Below are 25553 nucleotides of genomic sequence, written 5' to 3' on the forward strand. Positions count from 1 at the left end.
AGTTCAGTATCCGGTCTTCGGTGGGTGGAAGGTGGAATCGCGGAGGTCCTGCTGCCAGCTTCCGCGGCCGATGCCGGACAGGGCCCGGATCCATTCCCGCTGGCCGAGCAGGCCGACCTTCACCGCGGCGATGCCCGCCGCGAATTCCAAGGCCCGCTCGAAACCCAGGTGCCGATGGGAGATGGCGTTGACGTACGCGCCGTGGAAGACGTCGCCGGCACCCAGCGTGTCGACCGCCGCCACGGTTTCCACGGTGATGGTGCCCGATGCCGGTCGTGCCGAACCCGGGCGCCGTTCCATCCAGCTGATCGGGTCGGCGCCGTCAGTCACCGCCACCCGGGTGGCCCCGGATTCCAGGATCGCGTCCATCGACGCCCGGCGTCCGGAGGTTCCGGGGATCCGGAAATCCGCCGAACAGATGACGTCGTCGGCCAGGGGCAGCAGTTCGGCCATGACCGGTTTCCAGCGTCCGGCATCGAGCACGACGCGGACGCCTGCGTCGCGGGCCAGGTCCGCGGCCCAGCGGGCGATCCGGGGATGGTGCCCGTCCAGGAGCAGTGCGGTGCAGTGCTCCAGCGGGGGAGCGGTCTGCGGAGCGCCGAGGTCCATGCCGGTCGCATCGGAGGAGATGATGGCCCGGTCCCCGGTCCCCTCGGTGAGGATGATGCTGGACAGGGCGGGCACCGCCGAATCCGGGGCCCAGTCATCGAGCGGAAGCCCGCCGTCCTCGAGCAGGCCGCGGATGGTGGAACCCACCGCCTGCCGGCCCAGCCCGGTGCCCAGCCGGACGCCTCCGCCCAGGGCGGCGCAGGCCAGTGCCGCATTGGTGGCGGGTCCGCCGGGTGCTGTTTCCTGCCAGCGTGAGGTCACCTTTTCGTTGGGACCGGGGAAGTGCCCGACGCGTTGGATGACATCGAGCGTGGCCAGTCCGACGAACCAGGACCAGCTGTCGGCCCCACTCATGCCGTGCCGGATTTTTCCAGCTCGGTGGGTTCCAGGGCGCCGGTCATCATGGCCACCACCTCGGACATGTTGCGGTTCCGCGGATCGACGACGGCGGCCCGCTTGCCCAGCCGGTGGACGTGGATCCGATCCGCCACCTCGAACACGTTGGGCATGTCGTGGCTGATCAGCACGACCGGGATCCCCTTGTCGCGGATCTTGCGGATCAGCTCGATCACCATGCCCGTTTCACGGACACCGAGCGCGGCCGTGGGTTCGTCCATGACGATCACCCGCTTGCCGAAGGCAGCCGTCCTGACTACTGCGACGCCCTGGCGCTGACCGCCGGAGAGCTTTTCCACCGGCTGGCGCACCGACTTGATGCCGATCTTCAGGTCGGCCAGGTGCATCGCCGCCTCCTCGCGCATCCTTTTCATGTCCAGCTGCCGGAAGACCGAGCCGAGGATGCCGGGTTTGAGCAGTTCGCGGCCCAGGAAGACGTTGGAGGCGATGTCCAGGGCAGGGATCACTGCCAGGTCCTGGTAGACGGTTTCGATGCCCTGGGCCCGGGCGTCGAGGGTGTTCTTGAAATGGATCTCCTTGCCCTCCAGCGTGATGGTGCCGCGGTCGGGGACCAGCGCGCCGGTCAGTGCCCGGATCAGCGATGACTTGCCGGCGCCGTTGTCGCCGATGACGGCAAGCACCTCCCCGTCGTGCAGGTCGAAGTCCGCCCCGTTGATGGCTGTGACGCTGCCGTAGCGCTTGACCAGGCCACGGGCCTGCATGATGACGCGGCGTTCGGCGATCTCCGGGCTCATGAGCTCCTCCTTCGGGCCAGGGTGTCCAAGGCGACGGCGGCGATGACCAGGATGCCGGTGGCGATGTTCTGGTAGAGCGCATCGACCCCCGCTGCCGTGAGTCCGCTGCGCAGCACGCTGACGATCAGCATGCCGAAGAGCGTGCCGAAGATGCTGCCTCGCCCTCCGAACAGGCTGGTTCCGCCGATGACCACGGCGGTGATCGTTTCGAGGTTCGCCTGCTGGAAGGCGTTGGGGTCGGCCACCGGGATCCTGCCCAGGGCGGCCCATGCGGCGACGGCGGCGATGAGGCCGGCCAGACCGTAGACGTAGAACAGCGTCTTCCTGGTGTTGATGCCGACCAGTTTCGCCGCGTCGGGATTGCCTCCCACGGCGTAGATATGCTGGCCGGTGGCCGTCTGTTTGAGCATGTACCAGACCAGCAGGTAGACGGCGAACATCATCAGCACGCCGTAGGTGAGCGTGAACGTCCCGATCTTGAACGATTCGCCCAGGACGGTCTGCACTCCCTCCACGGCCGCATAGGTCTGCGAGCCGGCGTAGAGCTGGGTCGCGGCGAAGAAGATGGTGAACGTTCCCAGCGTGACGATGAACGGCGGGAGGTTGAGCACAGCAACGAGCGTTCCGTTGATCAGCCCGGCCAGCACGCAGACCACGACCGCAGCTGCCAGGCCGATCCAAGGACCCTGGACGGCCCCGATCTTGGCCATGACCAGGGTGCCGAGAATGGCCACGGCGCCGATGGACAGGTCGATTCCGCCGGTGAGGATGATCAGGGTCTGGCCGACGGCGAGGATCCCGATGACCACTGACTGCTGCAGCAGCAGCGACAGGTTGGCGGTGGAGAGGAAGTTGTCGGTGATGGAGCCAAAGACGATGATGGCCAGGACCAGCGCGGCCAGGGGGCCCAGCAGCGGCTGGTGGATGATTTCCAGTAGCCGGCGGCCCCTGATGGGCGATGCCGGAACCGAGTCGGTCAATGGTGAACTCATGCGTATCTCCCAGCGGTAGTGGGGGCCGCGGCCCCCACTACCCGTTGCGGTTCGGTGGTGTCGGTCGGGGGACTAGCCCCAGCAGTTTTCCATGCCCCAGGCGGTGTCCTTGGAATCGACGCCGGAGACCGGCTTGTCGGTGATGATCTCCGTTCCAGTGTCGGTGAATCCGGAGGGCTTGGTGCCGGTCTTGGCGAAGTCGACGACGGCCTTCACTCCGTCGGCAGCCATCTTGCCCGGGAACTGCATGACGGTCGCGCCGATGATGCCCTTCTTGACGTTCTCGACACCGGTGCAGCTGCCGTCGATGGACCCGATGGTGATCTGGTCCTGCTTGCCGGCCGACTTGATGGCTTGGTAGGCGCCGGCGGCCGCAGGCTCGTTGATCGTGTACAGGGCGTTGGCGTCGGGGACGCGCTGGAGCAGGTTTTCCATGGCCGTCTGGGCCTTGGTCTGGTCGCCGTTGGTGTTTTCCATGCCCTTGATCTCGGGTGCGCCTTCCTTCAGGCCCATGCCCTCGAGGAATCCGTCATGGCGGAAGGTGTCCACCGTGCCGCCCGGGGTTCCGTCGAGCATGAGGAGCTGCGGGGTCTTGTCGCCCAGGGTCACCTTGACCCAGGTTCCCTGCAGTACGCCGGCCTTCAGGTTGTCCGTGGCGAACGTGGCGTCCACCGCGTCGGCCGGGTCGGTGGCCGTGTCCAGGGCGATGACGACGACCCCGGCGTCGCGGGCCTTCTTGATGGCCGAGAGGATGCCGGTAGAGGAGTTGGGGGTAATCAGGATGCCCTTGACGCCCTGGGCGACCAGGTTCTCGATGGCGGCGACCTGGCCCTCGTTATCGCCGTCGAATTTTCCGGCCAGTGCCACCACCTCGGCGCCGTTGGCAGCACCGGATTCCTTGGCCGCTTCGCGGAGCTTGACGAAGAACGGGTTGGTGTCGGTCTTGGTGACCAGGCCGACCTTGACCGGCCCCGAGGCATCCCCGCTGGGGCTGGCGCTGGTGGCCGAGGCATCGCCGCTGGGGCTGGTCGAGCCGGCGCCGGCGCCGCCCGATGAACCGCAGGCAGCCAGCGTGACCGCCAGCGTGCCGATCGAAATCGCGCCCAAGAACCTGTTGAGTTTCTTCATGGTGACTCCCTTGTCGCTGTCTGTGTATCCGGGGCGCAGTGCCCTGCGTCACGCCGGCCGTGTTCATGAGAGTAGATTGATACAAGCGCTTGCGCAAGCGCTTGTATGAAATTGGCCACTACGTTCTATAGTTGTTATCAACGAGCATGAAAACGGCTGGCAGGAGGTTGAATCGTGACAACGATGGACGACGTGGCACGGATCGCCGGCGTTTCCGGATCCACGGTTTCGCATGTCCTGAACGGGACCAGGGCGGTCAACGAGCGCACGCGGTTCAGGGTGCTGGAGGCCATCGAAAGCACCGGATACCGGCGCAACGGACTGGCCCGATCCCTGGCCATGCAGCGCACGCAAACGCTGGGGCTGGCCATTTCAGTGCTGAGCAATCCGTACTTCGGTTCCCTGGTGAACACCATCGAAAAGGTCGCCTCGGCCGCCGGATACACCATCGTGCTGGCAGACACCCACGACGATCCCGAGCGCGAGGAACAAACCGTCAACACGCTGCTGGACCGCCAGGTCGACGGGCTGATCCTCGCCCCGGCCAGCAGCTCCGGAGGCAGCAACGAGGTCCTGGACATGGTCAGGGCCTCCCGGACCCCCGTGGTGCTCATCGACCGCTTCCAAGACTTCCCGTGCGACCAGTACGCGCCGGAGAACTTCGAGCCGGTCCGCCTGCTCGCATCCCATTTGCTCGAACTTGGCCACCGGCGGATCGCCGCCATCACGGGCACCCGCGGGCTGAGCACCACGATCGAGCGCACCGCCGGCTTCATCGCAGCCATGGCCGCTGCGGGCATCGATCGTTCAGCCGTCCTGGTGGAAGAGGGCCGGTCGACGGCCGATGGCGGTCACGCCGCGATGGACCGGCTGCTGGGCCTCGAGTCGCCACCCACCGCCGTCGTCAGCCTCAATAACGCCATGACCATCGGCGTCATGAAGTCGCTGCGCCAGGCCGGGTTGAAGGTCCCGAAGGACGTGGCGCTGGTCGGCTTCGACGATTTCGAGTGGGCCGATTCCTTCGAACCGAGGCTCACCACGATGGCGCAGGACATCGAATCGATGGCTACGCAGGCGGTGCAGATGCTTTTGCAGCGGATCCAGGGATCCGATGCGCCGTTTGCCCGCGAAAGCATCGCGCCCTTCATGCGTCACCGTAATTCTTGCGGGTGTCCCGACTAGGACCCCGTTCCGCCCCACCCCTCGAGGAGAGCCATGCCCATTACGACCCCCGAGCAGTACTCGGCTTTAATCGGCAACGCCAAGGAGAAGGGTTATGCCCTTCCTGCCATCAATGTGACATCGTCGCAAACGCTTAATGCAGCGCTCGACGGATTCGCCGAGGCCGAAAGCGACGGCATCATCCAGATTTCGCTCGGTACGGCGCTGTACCTCTCGGGCAACAGGGTGCGGGACCGGGTCGCCGGCACGCTGGCCCTAGCCGCCTACGCGCACGAGGTGGCGGCCCGCTACCCGGTATCGGTGGCGATCCATACCGACCACTGCCCCGAGGAGAACCTCGACGACTGGGTCAGGCCGCTCCTGGCCCACTCGGCGGAGCGGGTGGAGCGGGGCCTGGATCCGCTGGTGCAGTCGCACATGTGGGACGGTTCGGCGGTGGCCTTGGGACGGAACCTGGACATCGCGGCCGAACTGCTGGAGAAGTCGCGGGCCGCGAAGACGATGCTGGAAATCGAGGTGGGCGTCATCGGCGGCGAGGAAGACGGCATCTCCGGGGAGATCGACGAAAAGCTGTACACCACCATCGACGATGCGCGGGCCGTCATCGCCAAACTGGGCTCGGGCGAGGACGGGGAATACCTCACGGCGCTGACCTTCGGCAACGTGCACGGTGTCTACAAGCCCGGCGGGGTGCACCTTCGTCCGGGCCTGTTGGGCGAGATCCAGGCAACCATCGGTGCCGAAACCGGGCTCGACAAGCCCTTCAGCCTGGTCTTCCACGGCGGATCCGGATCTTCCGCCGAAGACATCGCCGCGGCCGTCGCGCACGGGGTGGTGAAGATGAACATCGACACCGATACCCAGTACGCTTTTACCCGTTCCATCGCCGGACACATGTTCGCCCATTACGACTCGGTGCTGAAGATCGACGGGGAAGTCGGAAACAAGAAGCATTACGACCCGCGCAGCTGGGGCAAGCCGGCCGAACTGGCCATGGCGGCCCGGGTCGTGGAAGCGGCCCGGCAGCTCGGTTCGGCCGGCCGCGCGATGCGGTAGGCGGGAAGCGCTTTCGATACCCGCCCACGGGACACGCCCGCTCCCGCAGTGGGAACCCCGACGGGCTCGCTCCTGATGTCCGTCGGGCAGCGAGGTATTGGAAACCGTCGCTGCCCCGCGCACGGGCTGTCCGTGCTCCCCGGATCCCTGACGGTGATCGTCGCGTTGCGAGCGCCCGGCGGAGGTACCTCGATGGAGCTTTCCAGCTTCGCGCGTTCCGATCCCGAGCCGGGATCACCCGCCGCCATGACCAACGGGCTCGGGCTGCGCGCCTGGTCCTTCGAGGTCGATGATATCCAGGGGGCAGGTCGATTGGTTGGCGGTGCAGGGGTACGGTTTGAGCGGCGGCATCGGCCGCCAGGAGGGAACCTGGCGGATGTCCTACGTGCGACGCCCGGAGGGAATCGGCGTTGCCTTGGCCGAGCGAATCTGCCGACCGCGGGATCAGTGGGAGGGCATGGCCGAAGGCCGCGCGCCGAACCACTGTTCGGCACCGGGTTCCTGGAAGCGCGCAACCTCGGAGAACCCGGTCTTTTCCGTGCTGCGCACCGACGGCCCGTTTGCGGACTGGGTACACCGGACCGCCGGTTCATCCGGGGATGCAGTGGCCACCGAGGCAAGCGCAGCCGCGCACGCCTCGGTGATTTAGCACTGCCCCCATGCGTGCGGCAGAAACCTGTAGCCGAGTTCGGCCTCGACACCTGCTGACAGGAGATGGCCCGGGCGATGGGCATCACGCCTATCAACGTGATGATGCCTATCAGGGCGCCTTCGAGGTCTACAACGAAAAGGGCCGGGCCGCCGCCCGGGGGCCTCCGACATGCCCCGTTGGAGCTCGTCACTTGATCGAGCGCCGCGGACGTAGATGCCAACCTCGGGCGACGAGAACGGTTCAATGGTCACTGCGCGATCCTCGGCTTCCGACTGACGCAGCGTCAGCCGCTACGTCCTGATCGACGGAAGCAGCCAAACAACTGTCCCAGTTCTGCCATTTCCATAGACTACGTGTCTTGGGTGTCATGTTGGGGGGGCGTAATTTTTTGGTTTCGGCGCTACAGTCCAGGTTCCAGCCTGCCCGGCGGGAGGCTTCCGATGGCAAAGCAACCTGGTGCGGTCGACCGCGTGAGGTTTTTCAAATCTGCATCGATGGCACCAGCGCCGGCCCCGCTGGTGGCCACGGTTTCATAGCTGTCGTAGCAAAAACGGCCGCCCCGAATCCCTGTGTTGGAGGGTTCCTGGACGGCCGTTCACGTCTTCTGGCTGGTTACGCCAGCAATTGGCGTTTGGAGCTGATGACCCCGGTGTTGAACCCGGCCAGGCGCAGCCCGCCGTGGAAGCGCGCGTGTTCGATCTTCACGCAGCGGTCCATGACGACGTTCAATCCGGCGGCCTCCGCCTCGGCGGCGACCTGCTCGTGCCACGAGCCCAGCTGCAGCCAGAGCGTCTTGGAGCCCACCGCGATGGACTCCGCCAGGACGCCGGGCAGGTCGTCGTGCTTCCTGAAGACCTCGACCAGGTCGGGGACCTCGGGCAGGTCCGCCAGCGAGGCATAGACCGGCTGGCCCAGGATCTCCTTGAGTACAGGGTTCACGAAGTACACCTTGTACTTGGACGAGGAGAGCAGATACGTGGCCACGAAGTAGGACGCCCGGGAGGGCTTGTTCGAGGCGCCGACGATGGCGATCGAGCGGGTGTTGCGCAGGATCTCCAGCCGCTCCGGGGCCGTGGGCCCCACCCAGCTGCGTTCAATGGTGTCAGTGCTCATTTACTTGGCTCCCGTCAGGACGGCTGTGTTGGCTGCATCGGCCCGGATGGCCTGCTGCGAGGCCGTCAGCGCCTGGTCCAGGTCCCAGAGGATGTCTTCGAGGTCCTCTATGCCGACCGACAGCCGGATCAGGTCCTCGGGCACGCCTGCGGCCTGCAGCTGCTCGGCCGTGAGCTGCTGGTGGGTGGTGGAGGCGGGGTGAAGCACCAGGGTGCGTACGTCGCCGATGTTTGCCAGGTGGCTGGCCAGCTGCAGTGCGTCGATGAACGCGGTGCCGGCAGTGCGCCCGCCCGCCACGCCGAAGCTGAAGACAGAGCCCACGCCCAGCGGCAGAAGTTCGCCCGCACGCTCGTAATCCGGGTGTCCCGGGAGCCCTGCGTAGTTCACATAGGAAACGCGCGGGTCGGCATCCAGCCAGGCCGCGACGGCCTTGGCATTGGCCAGGTGCGCATCCATGCGCTGGGGCAGGGTTTCGATGCCTTGCAGCAGCTGGAACGCCGCCTGCGCGGAGAGCGAGGGGCCGATGTCGCGCAGCTGCTCGGAACGCAGCTTGGTCAGGAAGCCGTATTCCCCGAAGTTCTCCCACCAGGAGACGTTGCCGTAGCTGGCGACAGGTTCGGTCATCGTCGGGAAACGGCCGTTGCCCCAATCGAATGTCCCGGCCTCGACGACGACGCCGCCGAGGGTGGTTCCGTGTCCGCCGATGAACTTGGTCGCCGAATGGATCACGATGTCGGCGCCGTGCTCGATCGGGCGCAAGAGGTACGGCGGGGTGAGGGTGGAGTCCACGACCAGCGGGATGCCGGCGGCGCGGGCCACCTTCGAGAGGCCCTTCAGGTCGGCGATGTCGCCCGAGGGATTCGCCACGACCTCGGTGTACAGGGCCTTGGTGTTCTCCTTGATGGCTGCGGCAAACGCTTCCGGGTCGGTGGAATCGACGAACGTCGTCTCCACGCCGAAGCGGCGCAGCGTCACGTCCAGCTGCGTGATGGTGCCGCCGTAGAGCTTGGAAGAGGCCACGATGTGGTCCCCGGCCCCGGCCAGTGCGGCAAAGGTGATGAACTCGGCTGCCATGCCCGAACCGGTAGCCACCGCTCCGATGCCGCCCTCCAGCGAGGCGACGCGTTCCTCGAACGCGGCCACCGTCGGGTTGCCGATGCGCGAGTAGATGTTCCCATACTTCTGCAGCGCGAACAGGTTGGCCGCATCGTCGGAGTCCTTGAAGACGAACGAGGTGGACTGGTAGATCGGCACGGCGCGGGCTCCGTGCTCGGCGTCGGGAGTACCGCCGGCATGCAGGGCGCGGGTGCGGAATCCAAAGTGGTGCTCGGCCATCAGGCGTTTGCTCCTTCGAGGTTGGTGATCGGAAGCAGGTCGGTGTTCAGCTCGGTGCCGTTCTTGCGGGCGAGGTCGGCCTCGAGTTCGCGCACTATCGGCAGCACGTCGCGGCCGAAGGCGGCTACTTCCTCCTGGAAGTGCAGGTAGCAGGTCAGCATGAGATTCACGCCGATCTTCTTGAAGTCGACGATGCGCTCGGCAATCTGCTCGGGGGTGCCGATGAGTCCGGTGCGGAAGCCGTCGTTGTACTGGACCATGTCCTCGAACGTGGAGTCGGCCCACATGCCCTTGCCGTCCTTGGTGGAAGCGCCGGCCTCCTTGACCGCGGAGGCGAAGCCCTCAACGGCCGGCCGGTGCGCCTTGGCGATGATTTCGCGCAGAGTCTCCACCGCTTCCTTCTCCGTATCGCGGGCGATCACGAAGCCGTTGAGTCCGAAGCGCGGCGGTTTCGGCGCTGTGCGGGCGCCGGAGGCTGCCGCGGCGACGACTCCGTTGATGTTCTCGGCGAAGCCCTCCAACGAGCGGCCGTTGGAGAAGTACCAGTCGGCGGTGCGCCCGGCGGTTCCCTGGGCGGCTGTGGAGTTGCCGCCGAAGAAGATCTCCGGGTGCGCGCGTCCGGGGACATCGACCGGCGCGGGGGAGAGCGTGAACCCGTTGATGTCGTAGTACTTGCCCTTGAAGGAGAAATCCTGCTCGGTGAGCAGCCCGCGGAGGACGGTTATGAATTCCTGCGTGCGCACATAGCGTTCGTCGTGATCCAGCCAGTCCAAGCCGAAGTTCACGAATTCGTCCTTGAGCCAGCCCGAGACGATGTTCACCGCGGCGCGGCCATCGGAAATATGGTCGGCGGTGATCAGCCACTTGGCCAGCACCCCGGGGTGCCACATGCCCGGGTGCACGGCGGCGATGACCTTCAACCGCTCGGTGGCGCCCAGTATGCCCAAGGAGATGGCCGTCGCCTCGTGCTGCTTGTCGGCTCCGTAGCTTGCCGCGTAACGGGTCTGCGAGAGCGCGTATTCGAAGCCGGAGTCCTCGGCGATGCGGGCCAGCTTCTTGTTGTAGTCGAAATCCCAGCCGGTGCGCTGCTCGATCGTGGAGACGACGAGCCCTCCAGAGACGTTGGGCACCCAATAGGCGAATTTCAGCGGGGTTTCGAGGTCGGCCACGGGGCTGATGTGTGTGGTGGACATGCTCGGTCCTTACTTTCGATGCTGCGGGTCATAAGGGGACAAGGTGATGGCTTCCCGGGTAATGACGAGGTGATGCGCGGGGAATGGCCCCGTCGAAGCACCAAAGACCGCTGCTGCGTTCTCCATCGTTTCTGGCTGTAGCACCGTGTCCGCCGGAATGCGGAAGGTTGCTGCGGCGTCGTCGAACCAGTTCTCTCGGCCGCTCGGGATGGTCTACCCCATTGTGTCAACAAACGGGTGGTCGATCAAAGAATATTTCGCTCCATTGCTTCCACCTGGCCGCCCGTCGAATGATCTGCGATGCGCTTGGCCGCGGCTACCCTTGAAGGCATGGGTGCGAAATTGGCGTTGGTGCGACACGGTGAAACCGAATGGAATGCGCAGGGGCGCCTGCAGGGGCAGACTGATATCGGGCTTAACGATGTCGGCCGCCAGCAGGCGCGGGCCGCGGGCCGCGAACTGGCCTCCGGCGGGTGGAGCCTGGTGGCCTGCTCCCCGCTGGGCCGGGCCGTCGAGACTGCGGCGCTGATCGCCGCCGGCGTGGGTCTGCCGGCCGGGGGCACCGACCCCGATCTGATGGAGCGCCACTATGGGGAGGGCGAGGGGCGGATGGTGGCGCATCTGCCGCGCCGGGACATCGATGAGCTTCTGCTGACCGCCGAACCCGAGCAGCAGGTCGCTGAGCGGGGGTTGCGTGCGCTCGTCCGCCTGGTGCGCCGGTACCCAGGGGCGAATATCATCGTGGTGGCCCACGGTACATTGATCCGGCTGACCCTCGACGCGCTGGGCGGAAGCGGACACGGATTGCCGGGCAATGGCGAGGTGATTGAGATCGACGCCGGGCTCCTCAGCGACGTGGCTGCGCATTAGAAATCGCGCCAATAGGCGTCGAGTCCTTGACCTCCAACCGACCCCCGCCATGTCATTAACCAACCCGGCGACGTCATTAACGAAAAGCAGGCACGGCTCCGTGTTAAACATGTTTTGTGATGTCTCAAGACACCGGTGACAGTTCTGTACCAACACATCGGTGACACTCGGTGTCTCAAGACATCGGTAACACTCACCCCATTTCTGGTGGGTTCTGGAATTTCGCTGTGGCATGCTTCAAGCTCAGATACGTGACGCCGTCTGGGAATGGATAATCGTATTTCGTGATCAATTCACCGTCCATTGAGATCACCATCAAATCCGCCTGATCCCAGAGGACCTTCACCATGGTGCTGCGGAGCAGTTTGCCCAAATAGAGCTCCACGCCAGCAACCCGCAGGCACCTGTTCTTATTGACCCGCATCAACTGACTGCCCGTTGCCGCCATGTGCTCGGTCCGCAGCGTGGCAGTGAGCTTGGCCGGCTCCGGGGTTGAACCGTTCTGTGGCGTTGGTGATTGCTCTTCACCCGGCGGTACGGCCAGGACAGCCTCGCCGACGCCCGGAGCGGGCTTGGTGCTGAGCTTCACCCATTCCCCAGGCGCGAGATGCTCAGCGACCGGTGTGGCATCCCAAGCCTCCTGCGGTGTCATCCGATCCTCCAAGGACTGATGACCACGCTGCGTGTTGTAGGCCTGGTCAAAGACCTCAACCTGCGCTTGCAATTCAGCGAGGTCCTTGGCGAAAGGCTGCTTCTTCAACCACTTGAACAACGTCGAATGAAACCGCTCATTCTTCCCCTGAGTCGTGGGCTTATACGGCTTGCCGGTCATCGTGGCCACTCCCAGACTGTTGGCGTACGCGACCAATTCGCTGATCACGCCCCGACGGATGGGGTTCAGGGCATCGCCATTGTCGCTGAGCAAGCGCTGTGGCATCCCGCGGGCGGCGACACCCATGCGGAAAACCTTCACCGCATCCGGACCGTTCTCCGTCCTGGCCGCTAAAGAAGCCACGGCCACGCGGGAATGGTCATCCAGCAGCTGGAAGATCACGCATTTGCGACCGCCTTCCAACACGTATTCGGTAGCATCCAGCTGCCAGCAGGCGTTGGGCATCGGATAGCGGAAGGAGCGGTACGAGGAGCGGGGACGCTTCTGCGGGGCCGGGATGACCAGGCCACGTTCGCTGAAGATCCTGGCCAGGGAAGCAATTGAAGGGGTTTGCATGCCCAGCTTGCGCATCTGGTCGTGCACGCTGATCGGTCCATGGTCCCAGCCAGCGGCTTCCATGGACTTGCGCATGGCGACGGCTTGGTCGTTGAGGGTTTCGCTGGTGGAGCTGGGCGAGGTTTTCGGGCGGCGCGAGCGGGGTTCGAGTGCGGCTACCTGTCCTTCGGTGCGGGCTCGTTTGAGGATTTGGTAGAACGTTTTGCGGCTGAGGTGGTGCTCGGTACAGAACGCGGTGACAGCTCCTCTGGGTGCGTCTTGTGGCCATCGGGCGATGGCGAGGCGTATCGTCGGGTCAACTGGATCATTTTTCACACTTTCCAGTTCATCAGCCCGCCTGCTGGCCTTCGTGCCGGCGGCGGGCTGCGTGCTTTACGCGGTTAAAGGTGGGGTGAAGTGTTACCGCTTTAATCGTGGAAGTGTCACCGATGTCGTGAGGCAGAACTGTTACCGATGTCCCGAGAGAAAACAGTGTTAAACATGTTTTCGACCAAGAAAATATGCGATCCAGGAGAACCGTGCCTGCCCTTCCATCATTCCTCATCAAACCCCTCTGGACACAATTCAAGGCACTGATCCCACCCCGGGTTGATGCGCACCCACTGGGCTGCCACAAACCCCGCATCCCGGACCGGCTCGTCTTCGACAAGCTCATCCAGGTCCTCGTCCTGGGTGCCGCCTACGAAAAAATCTCCGACACCACCTGCTTGGCCACCACGATCCGACGACGCCGCGACGAATGGATCCACGCCGGGATCTTTGAACAACTCGAACAGATCGCCCTGGAATCCTACGACCGGATCGTGGGCATCGACTTCGAAGACCTCGCCGTGGACGGGTGCATCGTCAAGGCCCCCTGCGGCGGCGAGGCAGCCGGCCGATCCCCGGTAGATCGCGGCAAACAAGGAACCAAACGCTCCCTCCTGGTCGATGGCAAAGGCATCCCGCTGGGCACCGTGGTGGCCCCGGCGAACCGACACGACTCCCCGCTACTACGCCCCACCTTGGAACGGCTTGGCCGCTTCGGATTCCACCTGCCACAGAACATGACCGTGCACCTGGATGCCGGCTACGACTCCACCAAGACCCGGGACCTGCTCGAGGAACTCGGCTGCGCGGGCGAGGTCGCCACCCAGGGCATCCCCTCACCGATCCAGGTCGGCAAACGGTGGGTGGTGGAACGCACCAACTCCTGGCACAACCGCGGATTCCGCAAACTGGCGATCTGCACCGAACGGCGCACCACCGTCATCAACGCGTTCATCGCTTTGGCGAACAGTGTCATCGTGATCCGCCGACTCATCCGCGAAGCCTGGCTGACCCACCGCTGGGATGCCCGGCCCCTCCGCTGCCCCTGAGCCTATTGGCGCATTTTCTTAGTTCCGCTCCGCCGGCCCGAGGCCGGTCGCCCTGCGGGGCCGGTGCCTGGTCCCATGGCCGCGGACTCCTTCGGGCGCCCCGGCTTTTACCTGCGCCATGCCGGCGCCTGTGATGCGATGGCCTCATCCCGGGTGTACAACAGGCGGCCCTGGGGCACCCGCCCCGGGGACTATGCGGCCTTCGCCGCCCGGGCCATCGGTTCCAGTGGTGGCCCGCTGCTCGCGGTGGTGGGGGAAGCTGTCGCTGCCATGGCGCTACTGCATGTCGCCGGTCGACGTGAGGCGGCCCGGGCGGGCACGAGTATGCTCATGCTCGACCTGGCTGCCGGAGCGGATCGCACTGCGAGTGCGGGGACATGCCCGCCCCCGCAGGGGGTTGGCGCAATGGGGCCACCCTGGGTCTGGGGCTGCTGCACTGGATCCCGCAGGTGGCGGCGGTGCTGTCAAAGCTGAGGGGCGGCTGGTGGATCAGGGGTCGATTTGGCTGGCTTCCCTGGACCGGGGCCCGGCCGGGTCCGACGCCTGCCTGAAGCTGCTGCGGGCCCATGGAGACATTGCCCGGGTCCGCACGGCGGGGGAGCTCGACGAGTTGGCGTTGGACGCCGGCATCGGCACCGTTTCGGTGCGCCATGCAGGATCCATGGCGCACTTGGCCATCTCGCGTGGGGAGCCCCGCCCGCCCTGTAGGATCAGGCCTCGGTTCCGCCGTCCACCCGCAGGATGACGCCGGTGATGAAGCTTGCCTGTTCCGAAAGCAGGAAGGCCGTTGCGTCGGCAATTTCCTCGGGACGGCCGAGTCGCTTCATGGGGATTTCCGCGGCGTAGCCGGCCTTGGCTTCGGGCGGCAGTGAGGCAAGAGCCGCCGTTTCGATGGCGCCGGGGGCCACGGCGTTGACGCGGATGCCCAGTGCCGCGTTTTCCTTGGCGACACTGCGGGTCAGTGAGACGACGCCGTGCTTCGCGGCACCGTACGGGGTGAGCTGCGGGGTGGCGCTGATGCCCGCCAGCGAGGCGATGTTGACGATGGATCCGTGGCCCTGGCCGACGAAGTGTGCAACCTGGGCCTGCAGGGAGAGGAACGTTCCGCGCAGGGTTACGTTGATGACGCGGTCCCACTCGGCCATGGTGATGTCCTGGACCGGCTTGGGCATGGCGCCGAGGCCGGCGTTGTTAACCGCCAGGTCCAGGCTGCCGAACGTCTCGACGGCGAAGGGGATCAGCGCCTGCACCTCGGCCTCGTCGGCCACGTTGGCGTGCTTGTAGGCGGCGCGCCCGCCGGCGGCCTCGATGAGAGCCACGGTTTCCTCGCCGGCGGTGTCGTTCACGTCGGAGACGACGATGGCGGCTCCGTCCGACGCCAGGCGCAGGGCGATGGCCCGGCCGATTCCTGCTCCGGCGGCGGTGACCAGGGCAACTTGGTTTTCAAACATCATGACGACACTCCTCTGAGAAAGAACTACTGTCCTTACGACAGTATATGCCTCTGCGTGCCCAGAGTGAAGGCACGGGGTTGTAGATAGTGGATTCCGGGTCGGCCGGCAACCCCGGCCGGCGGCCCGCGAGAGGCCGACGCATGCTGATGCCGTCCCAAAAATGCATTCTTGACCTGCGTTGATATGTAGGGCTTCGGGGTTCTGCCCGGATCGTCCAGAGATGCAGAGCCCTAGGTGATCGAGTTGCAGATCTCCTTGATCTGTTCGATGCAGGGCTCATTCTGCAGGCTGGTCGTATCACCGAGCGTTCCGCGCTCGAAGAGCTGGGTTAGCAGGCGGCGCATGATCTTGCCCGAGCGGGTCTTGGGCACATCGGGCACGAAAACGATCTCGCGCGGCTTGGCTATCGGGCCGATCTGCGTGGCCACATGCTCGCGCAGCGCGGCCGCCAGGTCCAGCTGCCGCTTTCGCGCCGCACCGGTGAGTCCGGTGCCGATCACCGAGGTGTCCAGCGGGACCACGAAGGCCGTTGCTGCATGACCGGTCTTCGCGTCGGTGGTCGGGCAGACCCCGGACTCGACCACGCCCGGGTGCGAGACCAGCGCGGATTCTATTTCGATGGTGGAGAGCCGGTGCCCGGAAATGTTGATCACGTCATCGGTTCGGCCCAGGATCCAGATGTCCCCGTCCGCGTCGAAACGTGCGCCGTCCCCGGCCAGGAACCAGCCCCGGTCCGCGTACTTCTCCCAATAGGAGGTGTAATAGCGTTCCGGGTTGCCCCAGATGGTGCGGGCCATGGCCGGCCCGGTGGCGGTGAGCACGATGTTGCCCTGGTGCTGGGGCCCCACCGAAATGGCCTCGTCGTCGACGATGTCAACGGCTACCCCGGGCAGTGCGCGGGTGCCGCACCCGGGCTTGTAGGTGTCCTCGTCCTGTCGCGGGGAGAGGATGGCGGCCCCGGTTTCGGATTGCCACCAGGTGTCGACCATTCCGATCCCCGCCGGTGTATTGCGGCCGACCTGTCTGCGCAGCCACTTCCAGGCCTCCGGGTTCACTGCCTCTCCCACCGTCCCGGCGAGCCGGATCGAGGAGAGGTCGTGGTGTTCAGGGACGCCGTCGGGGAACCAGCCCATGAGCGAGCGGACCAGCGTCGGGGCCGTGTAGTAGCTGGTGACTGCGTAGCGTTCGATGATCTCGAAGTGGCGGCCCGGGTGCGGGGCATTGGGCACCCCCTCGTAGATGACCTGGGTGACGCCATTGGATAGCGGACCGTAAATTTCATAGGTGTGCGCCGTGACCCAGGCCAGATCGGCGGTGCACCAGTGCACGTCATCGGCCCGGCGTGCCGGATCCGTGTTCGAGAACAGGAATTCGTGGCTCCAGGAGGCCTGCGTGAGGTAGCCGCCGGTGGTGTGAACCAGGCCCTTGGGCTGGCCCGTGGTGCCGGAGGTGTACATGATGAAAAGCGGAGTTTCGGCGTCGAAGGCCTGCGGCTCGTGGCGTGGCGATGCGGTATCCACCACCTCGTGCCACCATAGGTCCCGGCCCTCGGTCCAGGCGATGTCGCAGCCGGTGCGGCGCAGAACCAGCACGTGTTCGATGGCGTTGTCCCCGGAAACCGCGGCGTCCGCGTTGTCCTTCACCGGCACGGCAGTACCGCGGCGGTACTGCCCGTCCGTGGTGACCAGCAGCTTCGCCCCGGTGTCCTCGACCCGGAAGCGCAGTGCCTCGGCGGAGAAGCCGCCGAACACCAGCGAATGCACGGCGCCGATGCGAGCGCAGGCCAGGGTGATGACGATGGTTTCCACGAGCACCGGCAGGTAAACGACCACCCGGTCGCCCACCCCGATGCCCAGCTCCGTCAAAGCGTTGGCGGCCTTCGAAACCAGTGCCTGCAGGTCGGCATAGGTAATGGTGCGCATGTCCCCGGGTTCACCCTCGAAGTGCAGAGCGACCTTGTCCCCATTGCCAGCCGCGACGTGCCGGTCGGCGCAATTCACCGCGGCGTTCAACTTCCCGCCCTCGAACCAGCGCAATTCGGGGCCGCGTCGAGAGGGAACGTCGACCGGGGTGCTCGAATGCGTGGTGTGCCAGGGCTCGGCCCAGTCCAGGCGGCCGGCGGCGGCGTCCCAGAAGGCAAGCCGTTCGGCCTCGCTGGCATCGGGGCACGGCAGGTGCCGGGTGTTTTCGGCAGCGGAAAGGGCAGGTGTGTTCATGGCGGATCTCCATCGGTCCTGGCTGTAGCACCGGCCCCGGTCAGGGTGGTTGCTGCGGCGTCGTAGAGCCAGATCTCTCGGCCGCTCGGGATGGTTGCCGGCAGGATGCTGATCCGGCGGCTTTATGGCGTGCTCCCTCCGGTCCGAGGCATGAGCCGCGGACCGGGTGTCTTCCGGTGTTCGGTTCGGAAGGCGTGGAAGCCGGGGGTATTACCTGACGAGGTTCAGGTTGAAGACGAACCTCGGCAGCTGGCCGCGGTTGAAGTCTGCCTGCGCGCTGGAGGCGGCCATGATGTGGAAGACGAACAAGACAAGGCCCGCTAGGAAGAACAGGAAGCCCAGGTACGGAATGAACATGCCACCCGCGCAGATGACGCGCACCAAGGAGAAGTTCAGGTTCTGCCGGTGGTACTCGTCCGCCAGCTGGTTCTTGCCCTTCTCCGTGACATAAAAAATCAGTGCCGGAATCCAGGAGAAGAAGACGGAGAGCCAGAAGTTGAGCTGGACTGTGCCGGCTGCCGCGTGATGTGACGCCTGGGGGCTGTAGGGCTGCTGACCCTGCGGCAGATACTGCTGAGGGTAGCCCTGCTGACCCTGCGGCGGGTATTGCTGAGGGTAGCTCTGCGGGGGGTACTGCTGGGGTGGGTATCCCTGCTGACCCTGCGGCGGGTATAGCGGATTGACCGGAGCCGCCGGCTCGGACGGCGCAACGGGTTCCGGGACGGACGGCTGCGCGGATGCCCGAGGCCAGCTGCCGTCCCGAGGCGTCTCGGCATTTGGTTCTTCGCTCATGTTTGTCCTCCCATGACGCTTTGCTGATTGCTCCGGGCCATCACCGAAGCAGGTGTTGAGCCCAATCTACCGCCGATTTCCGGTGGCGTCGGTTATATTTCAGGCCCAACGGGCCACTGCCTTGGACTCCAGCAGGCCAAGCAGTGCATCGGTCAGTTTTCCAATGACCGCCAGCAGCACGATGGCCAGCAATAACCGGTCGGTGCGCCCGTTGTTCTGCGAATCGGTCAGCAGGAATCCCAACCCCATGGAGGAAGCGATCAACTCGGCCGCGACAAGGAACAGCCACGCCTGGGCCAAGGCCAGGCGCAGACCGGAGAAAATGGCGGGAACCACGGCGGGCAGCTGGACGGTGATCAGCAACCGCAGGCCGGAAAGCCCGAACGCGCGGGCCGCCTCGACCAGGTTCCTGTCTACATGGCGCAGGGCCAGGTAGACGGTGGTGAATACCGGGAAGAAGGCGCCGATGGCAATCAGCGTGATCTTCGAATCCTCCCCGATCTTCAGCCACAGGATCAGCAAGGGCACCCAGGCGAGTGACGGAACGGCGCGGAAGGCGCCGATGCTGGGGCCCAGTAGCGCATCTGCCAAGCGGGAGAGCCCGACCAGGGCGCCGGTCGCCAGCCCGAGTGCCGCACCGATGGCAAAGCCGATCAACACGCGCTGGGTGGAGATGCCGATGTGCTTTCCCAGCTCGCCGCGTTCAACCAGCTCGGTTCCGGCGGCCAGCACGGAAAGCGGCGAGGGCAGCAGGTTCGCCGACACCCAGCCCAGCGTGCTGGAAGCCTGCCAGATGACCAGCAGCAGCACCGGCACCACGGCGCCGAGCAGCCGCTTTCGCCCGGTCCCGCTGGCGCGGGGGCCGAGGCCCGGGGCGAGAGTAGTTCCCGGCCCGGCAATGGCCTCCTGGGCGACCGTGGTGCGGCTGGCTCCCAGCAGGCTCATCAGGAACCCTTGACCGCTGAGGCGTCGGCCTTCTTGGCGAAGCTGTCATCGATCAGAGAGTCCAATGCCTCGTCGACGTTCTTCTGCTGCGACACGTCGCCGGATTCGACGAAGATCGGGCCGACCTTGGCCAGCACCTTGCGCTGGGCCTCGCCCGGGACGCCGCTCACATCCAGGTTGGAGCGTTCGATGATGACCTTCTCGGCGACGCCCTGGTCGAGCCCGGCAACCCCGGCCAGGATGCCGGCGGTTTCCTTCTGGTGACCGGCGGCCCAGCCGCGGGCCTTTTCATACGTGTCGACGACGACCTGCGCGACCTCGGGGGATTTGGCCAGGAAGCCCTCGGTGGCGTTCAGGAAGCCGTAGGTGTTGAAGTCCAGCTTGCGGTAGAGGAGCGTGGCGCCCTTCTGCTCGGCGCCGGCCATGATCGGATCGAGTCCGCTCCAGGCGTCGACCGACCCGTTTTCCAAGGCGGTGCGCCCGTCGGCGTGCTGCAGGTTCTGCACCGTGACGTCCTTCGGGGACAGGCCCTCGGCCTCCAGTGCCTGGAGCAGGAAGAAGTAGGGGTCGGTGCCCTTGGTGGCGGCGATCTGCTTGCCCTTCAGGTCCGCAACGGAGGTGATCGGCGAATCCTTCGCCACGACCAGGGCGGCCCACTCGGGCTGCGAGAACACCGAGATGGTCTTGATCGGGGAGCCGTTGGAGCGGGCCAGCAGGGCGGCAGAGCCGGCGGTGGATCCCACGTCGATGGCGCCGGCCTTCAGTGCCTCGTTTGCCTTGTTCGAGCCGGCCGACTGGACCCAGTTCACCGTGATGCCCTGTTCCTTCAGTGAATCCTCGAGCCAGCCCTTTTCCTTGATGACCAGGCTCAGCGGGTTGTAGGTGGCGAAGTCGATGTTCAGCGTCTTGGTGGCACCAGCGGCGGGCTGGCCGGAGCCTTCCCCGGCACAGCCAGTGAGCAGTGCGGCGCTGGCGCCGAGGGCCGCTGCGGCCAGAAGCGTGCGGCGGGAGAAGAACGAGTGGTTCATGTTTTTTCCTTTGGGAATGGGCAGGCGCCGGAAGCCTGCTGGGCAGGGTAGGGGCAAGGGGGAGTCGCGGATGAGGGGGGGGCGCCCGGCGGTAGTGCCGGGCGCGAGAAGGGTGTGCCGCTAGTGGCGGTGGGAATCGACGCCGAGGCTCTGCAGCAGCGTGGAACGCATTCGTGCCAGCCCGGTGTCGGAGCGGTCGCGCGGCCTGGTGCCGGGGACCTCGAGCACCTGGGAGATGGTGGCTGCCGAATCGCCGTCGGTGCGGCCCAGAACCAGGATGCGGTCGGCCAGTTGCAGCGCCTCGTCCACGTCGTGGGTGACCAGCAGGACGGTGGCCGGGTAACTGCGGTGGACCTCGATGAGCAGGTCCTGCATTTTCAGCCGGGTCAGTGCATCAAGCGCGCCGAAGGGTTCGTCGAGCAGCAGGACACCGGGGCGGCGGGCCAGCGCCCGGGCCAGTGACGTGCGCTGGGCCATGCCGCCGGAGATTTCGCGGGGGCGCAGTGCCGCATGGGCGTCGAGCTCGACCAATTCCAGCAGATCGGCCACGCGGGCTCCCGCTTCGGCCTTGCCGGTTCCGCGGGGCAGTCCCAATGCGACGTTCTTGGCGATACTCTGCCAGGGCAGCAGGCGCGGTTCCTGGAACGCCACGGCGCAGCGTCCGTCGATACCGGAGACGGGTGTGCCGTTGATCAGCACGGACCCGGTGCTGGGGGAATCGAGTCCGGAGACGGCGCGCAGCAGGGTGGACTTGCCGCAGCCGCTCGGGCCCAGGATGGCTAGGATCTCCCCGGGTACCACCTCGAAGTCGACGTTGCGCAGTACCGTGCGCGCCGCCGGGCCGGTGCCGAAGCTACGGGACACGCCGCGGAAGGCAACGCCCAGTGCGGTGCTCGCCGCGGGGGCCGAGCTCGTGGCAGTCGAGTGCTCAAGTAGTGCTGTCATGGTTGACTCCATCGGTCCTGGCGGTAGCACCGGTCCCCCGAGGGGGTGGTTGCTGCGGCGTCATAGAGCCAGATCTCTCGGCCGCTCGGGATGGTATGCCTCAACTAAAGGGCATGCGGGGCGTCTGCGGCAAATCCGGAGCCTTGTCGCGAAATATTCGACGTAACACTTCCGTGTCGAACCTGCGTCGAATAATTCGTTTCAGCACCGCAAAAGGGTGTCGATTTATTCGATGCTCTTATCCGCTTCCCAGCAAAGCAAAAGGGGCACCGCACCCTGTGCTGACACTGGGTGCGGTGCCCCTTGGGGGGCCGGGCTAGGGCCCGCTAGCCGTTATTGGCGGCCCGGGGTGCTCCGATGCCCTGCTTGATCTGGTATGGTCCCGATGCCGACGGCCGGACATCGAAGTCGAACATCGCCGTGGGCAGGTACACCGTCGAACAGGAGTTCGGGATGTCAACGACACCCGAGAGCCGGCCCTCGATCGGTGCCGCACCCAACAGCAGGTAGGCCTGCTCCGGGGCGTAGCCGAACTTCACCAGGTAGTCGATGGCATGCAGGCACGCGCGCTGGTAGGACAGGTGCGAGTCCAGGTAGCGCTGTTCCCCGTCGAGCGTCACCGAGGTGCCGGAGAACGCCAGCCACTCGCTGAACTGCGGTTCCACCCGACCCGGCATGAAGATCGCGTTCTCGCTGACGCCATAGGTGTCCATGCCGCCCTTGATGATGTCAACGCGCAGGTCGATGAACCCGCCCATCTCGATCGCGCCACAGAAGGTGATCTCACCGTCGCCCTGCGAGAAGTGCAGGTCTCCGACCGACAGGTTCGCCCCGTCGACGAACACCGGGTAGAAGATGCGCGAGCCCTTGGACAGGTTCTTGATGTCCTGGTTGCCGCCGTTCTCCCGCGGCGGAGCGGTCCGTGCAGCCTCCGACCCGACGCGGCCCCACTGGTCGCGGTCCAGCCCGCCAAGTACCGCGTGCTCCGCCTCCGGCGGCAGCGCCAACGGGGGCATGCGATGCGGATCGGTGGCAATCAAGTCACCCTCGCGCTTGTTCCACTTCGCCAGCAGCTCCGCCGAGGGTGCGGTGCCCATCAAACCCGGGTGGATGAGGCCCTCGAACCTGACCTCCGGCACGTGCCGCGAGGTCGCGACCTGCCCGGTGAAGTCCCAGATGGCCTTGTAGGCGTCGGGGAACTGGTCGACCAGGAAGCTGCCACCGTTGTTCTTGGAGAAGATGCCGGTGTAGCCCCACCCCTGCCCGGCCAGCGGACCCGAATCCTCTTGCGGGATCGGACCCACATCGAGGATGTCCACTACCAGCAGGTCACCGGGCTTGGCGCCCTCGACGCGGAACGGTCCGGAGAGCTTGTGGACCGTCAGCAGCGGGGCGTCGAGGATGTCCTGGGCGGAGTCGTCGTTGACGATGGCCCCGTCAAACCATTCCCGGCAGTCGACGCGGAACGAATCGCCGGGTTTGACGGTGGCCACCGGCGGGATCTCCGGGTGCCACCGGTTGTGTCCGAGCTTCTCCTGGTCTTCGAACTTCTTGCCTGAATCGAGCGGAAAAAGTACTTCTGGCATGGTATTTCTCCTTAAGTGAACTCGTACTGGTTTTTGTTCTTCGGGCCCTAGGGCCGCGGAAGTTTCTGATGCAGCGGATTGGAGGTGTACCGGGCGGGTGCCTTCATGCCGCTGGAGGGGAGCCTGTTCGAGACCACCTCGGGTTCGTGGGCGCTGCGCTTGGTCGAATCGATCAGCTTGAACTCCGCAGAACCCGCGATCGACAGCTTCGGCGCGCTGATCCTGCGTCTGGACTGCTGCCCGCAGTCGGGACAGTCCAGCGACCCGGGGGCCTGGCTCATCGAAAAGGACGCTTCGAATGCTGTGCCTTCGGGGCAGCGGAATTCGTACAACGGCATGGAGGGCACTCCTGATGTGGGCGCGGACAAATGGTGGAAGGAAACTCGAATGGGTCGAAAGACTGAACGCCCGGTCAGCCGGCCTGGGTCATCGCTGCGGGAGCCGGCGCGTTAAGCGCCGCACGCCGACCCATGACGAAGGCGAAGATCAGGGCCAGCAGGCTCGCGGCGGCCATCCACAAGGCATTGGCCGTGGTGGATTTGAACGCGCCGGAGATCAACAGCAATGCCGGAATCGTGGCGGTGATGTGGGCGACTATCAGGGTGAACCAGCCGGTGGTGATGGCCAGGCTTTCCATATTCAAGCCCAGCAGCAGGAAGAACATGAACCAGAGAACCGCCCAGGTGTACCACATCACGGCGGAAACGGGGTCATCAAAGTGCACCAGCAGGACGCTGCCGATCACTATGGCGCAGACTGCCACGAACAGCGAGAACCAGCCCAGGCCTTCGCCGGGAAGTGAGCACAGCTGATTGAGGCCCACGTACAGGTAGGTGAAGCCAAAGAGGTAAAGCCCCGCTGCGCCAAAGATAATGGCCGGGTCTCCGTTGGCTTGGGAAATGATGATGGTGGGGAAGACCGTCTGCATGGCACCGACGAACAGGTTCATGATCGCGGCTGATTTTCCGGGAACCTTCCCGATGAGCATGAGGCCGTTGATGAAGAGAACGGCGCCAACGTATAGCAATCCGACATTACTCAAGTGAACATCCTTCAAACGCTTATATGGGTTGAGGGGTGGTGCGCCGGCGGACAAGGGAAGATGTCTCTGACCGGATCAATCACTGGCTTCCCATCAAGCTATCCTCAACACTCGGAGAACGTCAATGGGTGCGCGGGAAACGAAAACGACGAAAAAAGACGCGGGACATTCGCCATCGACAGGCCTAAGCGTGTAGACAGGTGTCATTACCATCCAGAGCGGCCGAGAGATCTGGCTCGATGACGCCGCAGCAACCCCAGCCCATTCAATGGGCGGAAGGTGCTCACGCCAGACCGATGGAGAGTGGACCATGGCCCTGGCGCCTGAAACAGTACGTGTACCAGCCGAAATCAATCTCGGGACCTTCGGAGCAGTGGACCTGGACGACCTTGGCGATGCGGTTCCGGCGCGGCACCTGATTAAACTCACCCCGGGCGTTCCCACCGGTTCGCATTACGACGAACTGGCGGCGATCTTCCGCCCGGTCTTCGCCCGCATTGCCGAAGGGGCGCGGGAGCGAGACTCTACCCGGACCCTTCCCTTCGAACAGGTGGGATGGCTGAACAAGGCCCGTTTCGGAGCACTGCGGGTTCCGGCCTCCCGGGGTGGCCACGGCGCCTCGCTGTCCGATGCGTTCCGGCTGCTGATTGAATTGGCCGATGCGGATTCGCAGGTCGCCCACCTGTGGCGCTCGCATATCGGCTTCGCCGAAACGGTGCTGCTGCTGCCCGACGACGAGCTGCGGGATACGTGGTTCGGGCGTTTCGCCGACGGACACATCGTCGGCAATGCCTACACCGAACGCGGCGGAAACACGCTGGGGACCCTCTCAACGAGGCTGGTTTCAGCCGGCGGCCGCTGGCGGGTCACCGGTGAGAAGTACTACTGCACCGGCACCATCTACGCCGATTGGGTGGCGGTTGCGGCCTCCCGCGAGGATGTCCCGGGCCGGCACATCGCCGTAGTGTCGACCCAACATTCCGGGGTGCGGATTTACGATGACTGGGATGGCTTCGGCCAGCAGCTCACCGGCACCGGGACCACGTCCTTCGATGCCGTTCCGGTGGACTCGCTGCTGCCGCAGGACGCAGACGGGGCCCACCCCGAATCCGCGATCTACCAGTTGGTGCTGCTTGCCGTGCAGGCCGGCATCACCCGGGCGGTGCTGCGCGATGCCCGCGAGCAGGTGCAGGTGCGCACCCGCTCCTTCAGCACCGGAAGCGGTGTGGTGCCGCGGCACGATGCCCAGGTGCTGCAGCTCATCGGTGAGATATCTGCCTCCGCTTTCGCCGTGGACGCCACGGTGCTGGCCGCCGTGGCCGAACTCGAATCGGTGCTCGCGGACGAGGCGCTGAACGCGGCCGAGCGTTTTGCCGTCGCCGAGCTCTCGGCCAACCGCGCCCAGACGGCGATCCAGCCGCTGGTCCTGGGCGCCGCATCGAAGCTTTTTGACGGGTTGGGGGCATCGGCCACATCAAGCGCCTGCAACCTGGACCGGCACTGGCGCAATGCCCGAACCGTGGCGACGCACAACCCGGCCATCTACAAGGCGCGCATCGTCGGGGACTACGAGGTCAACGGCACGGCTCCACGCAAGCTGAATTCGGTCGGCAATGCCGGCGCCCGCCACACTTCCACCCGGTTCTGAGCGGGCTCAACCCACCGCACCCACCATCCA

General features: G+C 65.5%; 23 protein-coding genes and 4 riboswitches. Of the genes, 6 read left to right on the plus strand and 17 right to left on the minus strand.

Translation table 11 applies throughout. The annotated features are described in order from the left end of the window. Positions 1-3: 3 nt before the first annotated feature. From E9229_RS06480 to E9229_RS06495, 4 genes are all read right to left on the minus strand, one after another. On the minus strand, positions 4-963 hold the full coding sequence (locus tag E9229_RS06480) for a PfkB family carbohydrate kinase (protein WP_183510447.1): 960 nt from the start codon (positions 961-963) through the stop codon (positions 4-6). Beyond that, positions 960-1760, minus strand: coding sequence for an ATP-binding cassette domain-containing protein (locus E9229_RS06485; protein ID WP_183510448.1), 801 nt, complete (start codon positions 1758-1760; stop codon positions 960-962). Before E9229_RS06485 ends, E9229_RS06480 begins: the two co-directional genes overlap by 4 nt. Next, positions 1757-2752 (minus strand): ABC transporter permease, encoded by a 996-nt coding sequence (locus E9229_RS06490; protein WP_183510449.1) that lies wholly within the window; start codon positions 2750-2752, stop codon positions 1757-1759. The genes E9229_RS06485 and E9229_RS06490 overlap by 4 nt, the downstream gene beginning before the upstream one ends. A 72-nt stretch (positions 2753-2824) precedes the next feature. Then, complete coding sequence (locus tag E9229_RS06495) at positions 2825-3880, minus strand: substrate-binding domain-containing protein (RefSeq protein ID WP_183510450.1); 1056 nt, start codon at positions 3878-3880, stop codon at positions 2825-2827. Positions 3881-4063: 183 nt separating this feature from the next. Between E9229_RS06495 and E9229_RS06500 the strand changes: the two genes are divergently transcribed. The 3 genes from E9229_RS06500 (at position 4064) to E9229_RS06510 (ending at position 6767) form a co-directional block, all read left to right on the plus strand. Further along, positions 4064-5062, plus strand: coding sequence for a LacI family DNA-binding transcriptional regulator (locus E9229_RS06500; protein ID WP_246380608.1), 999 nt, complete (start codon positions 4064-4066; stop codon positions 5060-5062). A 33-nt stretch (positions 5063-5095) separates the two neighbouring features. Continuing rightward, on the plus strand, positions 5096-6118 hold the full coding sequence (fbaA, locus tag E9229_RS06505; RefSeq protein ID WP_183510452.1) for a class II fructose-bisphosphate aldolase: 1023 nt from the start codon (positions 5096-5098) through the stop codon (positions 6116-6118). Between the two features lie 337 nt (positions 6119-6455). Continuing rightward, positions 6456-6767, plus strand: a complete 312-nt coding sequence (locus E9229_RS06510; RefSeq protein WP_183510453.1) for a VOC family protein — start codon at positions 6456-6458, stop codon at positions 6765-6767. A gap of 615 nt (positions 6768-7382) precedes the next feature. Here the strand turns inward: E9229_RS06510 and E9229_RS06515 are convergent. The 3 genes from E9229_RS06515 to sfnG are packed head-to-tail and all read right to left on the minus strand — an operon-like array spanning position 7383 to position 10411. Beyond that, positions 7383-7883, minus strand: a complete 501-nt coding sequence (locus E9229_RS06515; RefSeq protein WP_183510454.1) for a CoA-binding protein — start codon at positions 7881-7883, stop codon at positions 7383-7385. After that, entirely contained in the window at positions 7884-9218 is a 1335-nt protein-coding gene (locus tag E9229_RS06520) for an O-acetylhomoserine aminocarboxypropyltransferase/cysteine synthase family protein (protein WP_183510455.1), read from the minus strand. Then, positions 9218-10411, minus strand: a complete 1194-nt coding sequence (gene sfnG / locus E9229_RS06525; RefSeq protein WP_183510456.1) for a dimethylsulfone monooxygenase SfnG — start codon at positions 10409-10411, stop codon at positions 9218-9220. Before sfnG ends, E9229_RS06520 begins: the two co-directional genes overlap by 1 nt. 119 nt (positions 10412-10530) lie before the next feature. Continuing rightward, a riboswitch (SAM riboswitch) is annotated at positions 10531-10626 on the minus strand. A 115-nt stretch (positions 10627-10741) separates the two neighbouring features. Here sfnG and E9229_RS06530 point away from each other — a divergent pair. After that, the gene (locus tag E9229_RS06530) at positions 10742-11281 is read left to right on the plus strand and encodes a histidine phosphatase family protein (protein WP_183510457.1); all 540 of its coding nucleotides are present in this window, start codon (positions 10742-10744) and stop codon (positions 11279-11281) included. A 193-nt stretch (positions 11282-11474) separates the two neighbouring features. Here E9229_RS06530 and E9229_RS06535 read toward each other — a convergent pair whose 3' ends face one another. Further along, the gene (locus tag E9229_RS06535; RefSeq protein ID WP_183510458.1) at positions 11475-12824 is read right to left on the minus strand and encodes an integrase core domain-containing protein; all 1350 of its coding nucleotides are present in this window, start codon (positions 12822-12824) and stop codon (positions 11475-11477) included. 203 nt (positions 12825-13027) lie between these two features. Between E9229_RS06535 and E9229_RS06540 the strand changes: the two genes are divergently transcribed. Beyond that, a complete protein-coding gene (locus E9229_RS06540; protein ID WP_183510459.1) occupies positions 13028-13867 on the plus strand; it encodes an IS5 family transposase in 840 nt (279 codons plus the stop codon). Between the two features lie 710 nt (positions 13868-14577). Here the strand turns inward: E9229_RS06540 and E9229_RS06545 are convergent. From E9229_RS06545 to E9229_RS06585, 9 genes are all read right to left on the minus strand, one after another. Next, positions 14578-15321 carry an SDR family NAD(P)-dependent oxidoreductase gene (locus tag E9229_RS06545; RefSeq protein ID WP_221184394.1) on the minus strand — a complete coding sequence of 248 codons (744 nt, stop codon included), beginning with the start codon at positions 15319-15321 and terminating at the stop codon, positions 14578-14580. 230 nt (positions 15322-15551) lie between these two features. Then, positions 15552-17537: an acetate--CoA ligase gene (acs, locus tag E9229_RS06550; protein WP_183510460.1), complete on the minus strand. Its 1986-nt coding sequence runs from the start codon at positions 17535-17537 to the stop codon at positions 15552-15554. Positions 17538-17543: 6 nt separating this feature from the next. Further along, positions 17544-17634, minus strand: a riboswitch (SAM riboswitch). Positions 17635-17747: 113 nt separating this feature from the next. Next, complete coding sequence (locus tag E9229_RS06555; protein ID WP_183510461.1) at positions 17748-18329, minus strand: DUF4870 domain-containing protein; 582 nt, start codon at positions 18327-18329, stop codon at positions 17748-17750. 99 nt (positions 18330-18428) lie between these two features. Further along, entirely contained in the window at positions 18429-19274 is an 846-nt protein-coding gene (locus tag E9229_RS06560; protein ID WP_183510462.1) for an ABC transporter permease, read from the minus strand. After that, a complete protein-coding gene (locus tag E9229_RS06565; RefSeq protein ID WP_183510463.1) occupies positions 19274-20302 on the minus strand; it encodes an aliphatic sulfonate ABC transporter substrate-binding protein in 1029 nt (342 codons plus the stop codon). Before E9229_RS06565 ends, E9229_RS06560 begins: the two co-directional genes overlap by 1 nt. Positions 20303-20422: 120 nt before the next feature. Next, positions 20423-21247, minus strand: a complete 825-nt coding sequence (locus tag E9229_RS06570) for an ABC transporter ATP-binding protein (protein WP_183510464.1) — start codon at positions 21245-21247, stop codon at positions 20423-20425. A gap of 5 nt (positions 21248-21252) precedes the next feature. Next, positions 21253-21344: riboswitch (SAM riboswitch) on the minus strand. Between the two features lie 229 nt (positions 21345-21573). Then, entirely contained in the window at positions 21574-22833 is a 1260-nt protein-coding gene (fmdA, locus tag E9229_RS06575) for a formamidase (protein WP_183510465.1), read from the minus strand. Positions 22834-22880: 47 nt separating this feature from the next. Continuing rightward, the gene (locus E9229_RS06580) at positions 22881-23171 is read right to left on the minus strand and encodes an FmdB family zinc ribbon protein (protein ID WP_183510466.1); all 291 of its coding nucleotides are present in this window, start codon (positions 23169-23171) and stop codon (positions 22881-22883) included. Between the two features lie 74 nt (positions 23172-23245). Continuing rightward, positions 23246-23875 (minus strand): AmiS/UreI family transporter, encoded by a 630-nt coding sequence (locus tag E9229_RS06585; RefSeq protein ID WP_183510467.1) that lies wholly within the window; start codon positions 23873-23875, stop codon positions 23246-23248. 206 nt (positions 23876-24081) lie between these two features. Beyond that, a riboswitch (SAM riboswitch) is annotated at positions 24082-24178 on the plus strand. Between the two features lie 169 nt (positions 24179-24347). On the opposite strand from E9229_RS06585, the gene E9229_RS06590 reads away from it, so the two are divergent. Continuing rightward, a complete protein-coding gene (locus E9229_RS06590) occupies positions 24348-25523 on the plus strand; it encodes an acyl-CoA dehydrogenase family protein (RefSeq protein ID WP_407671355.1) in 1176 nt (391 codons plus the stop codon). Positions 25524-25553 lie beyond the last annotated feature (30 nt).

Source organism: Paeniglutamicibacter cryotolerans, assembly GCF_014190875.1.
In the GTDB taxonomy this organism is placed as follows: Bacteria; Actinomycetota; Actinomycetes; order Actinomycetales; family Micrococcaceae; genus Paeniglutamicibacter; species Paeniglutamicibacter cryotolerans.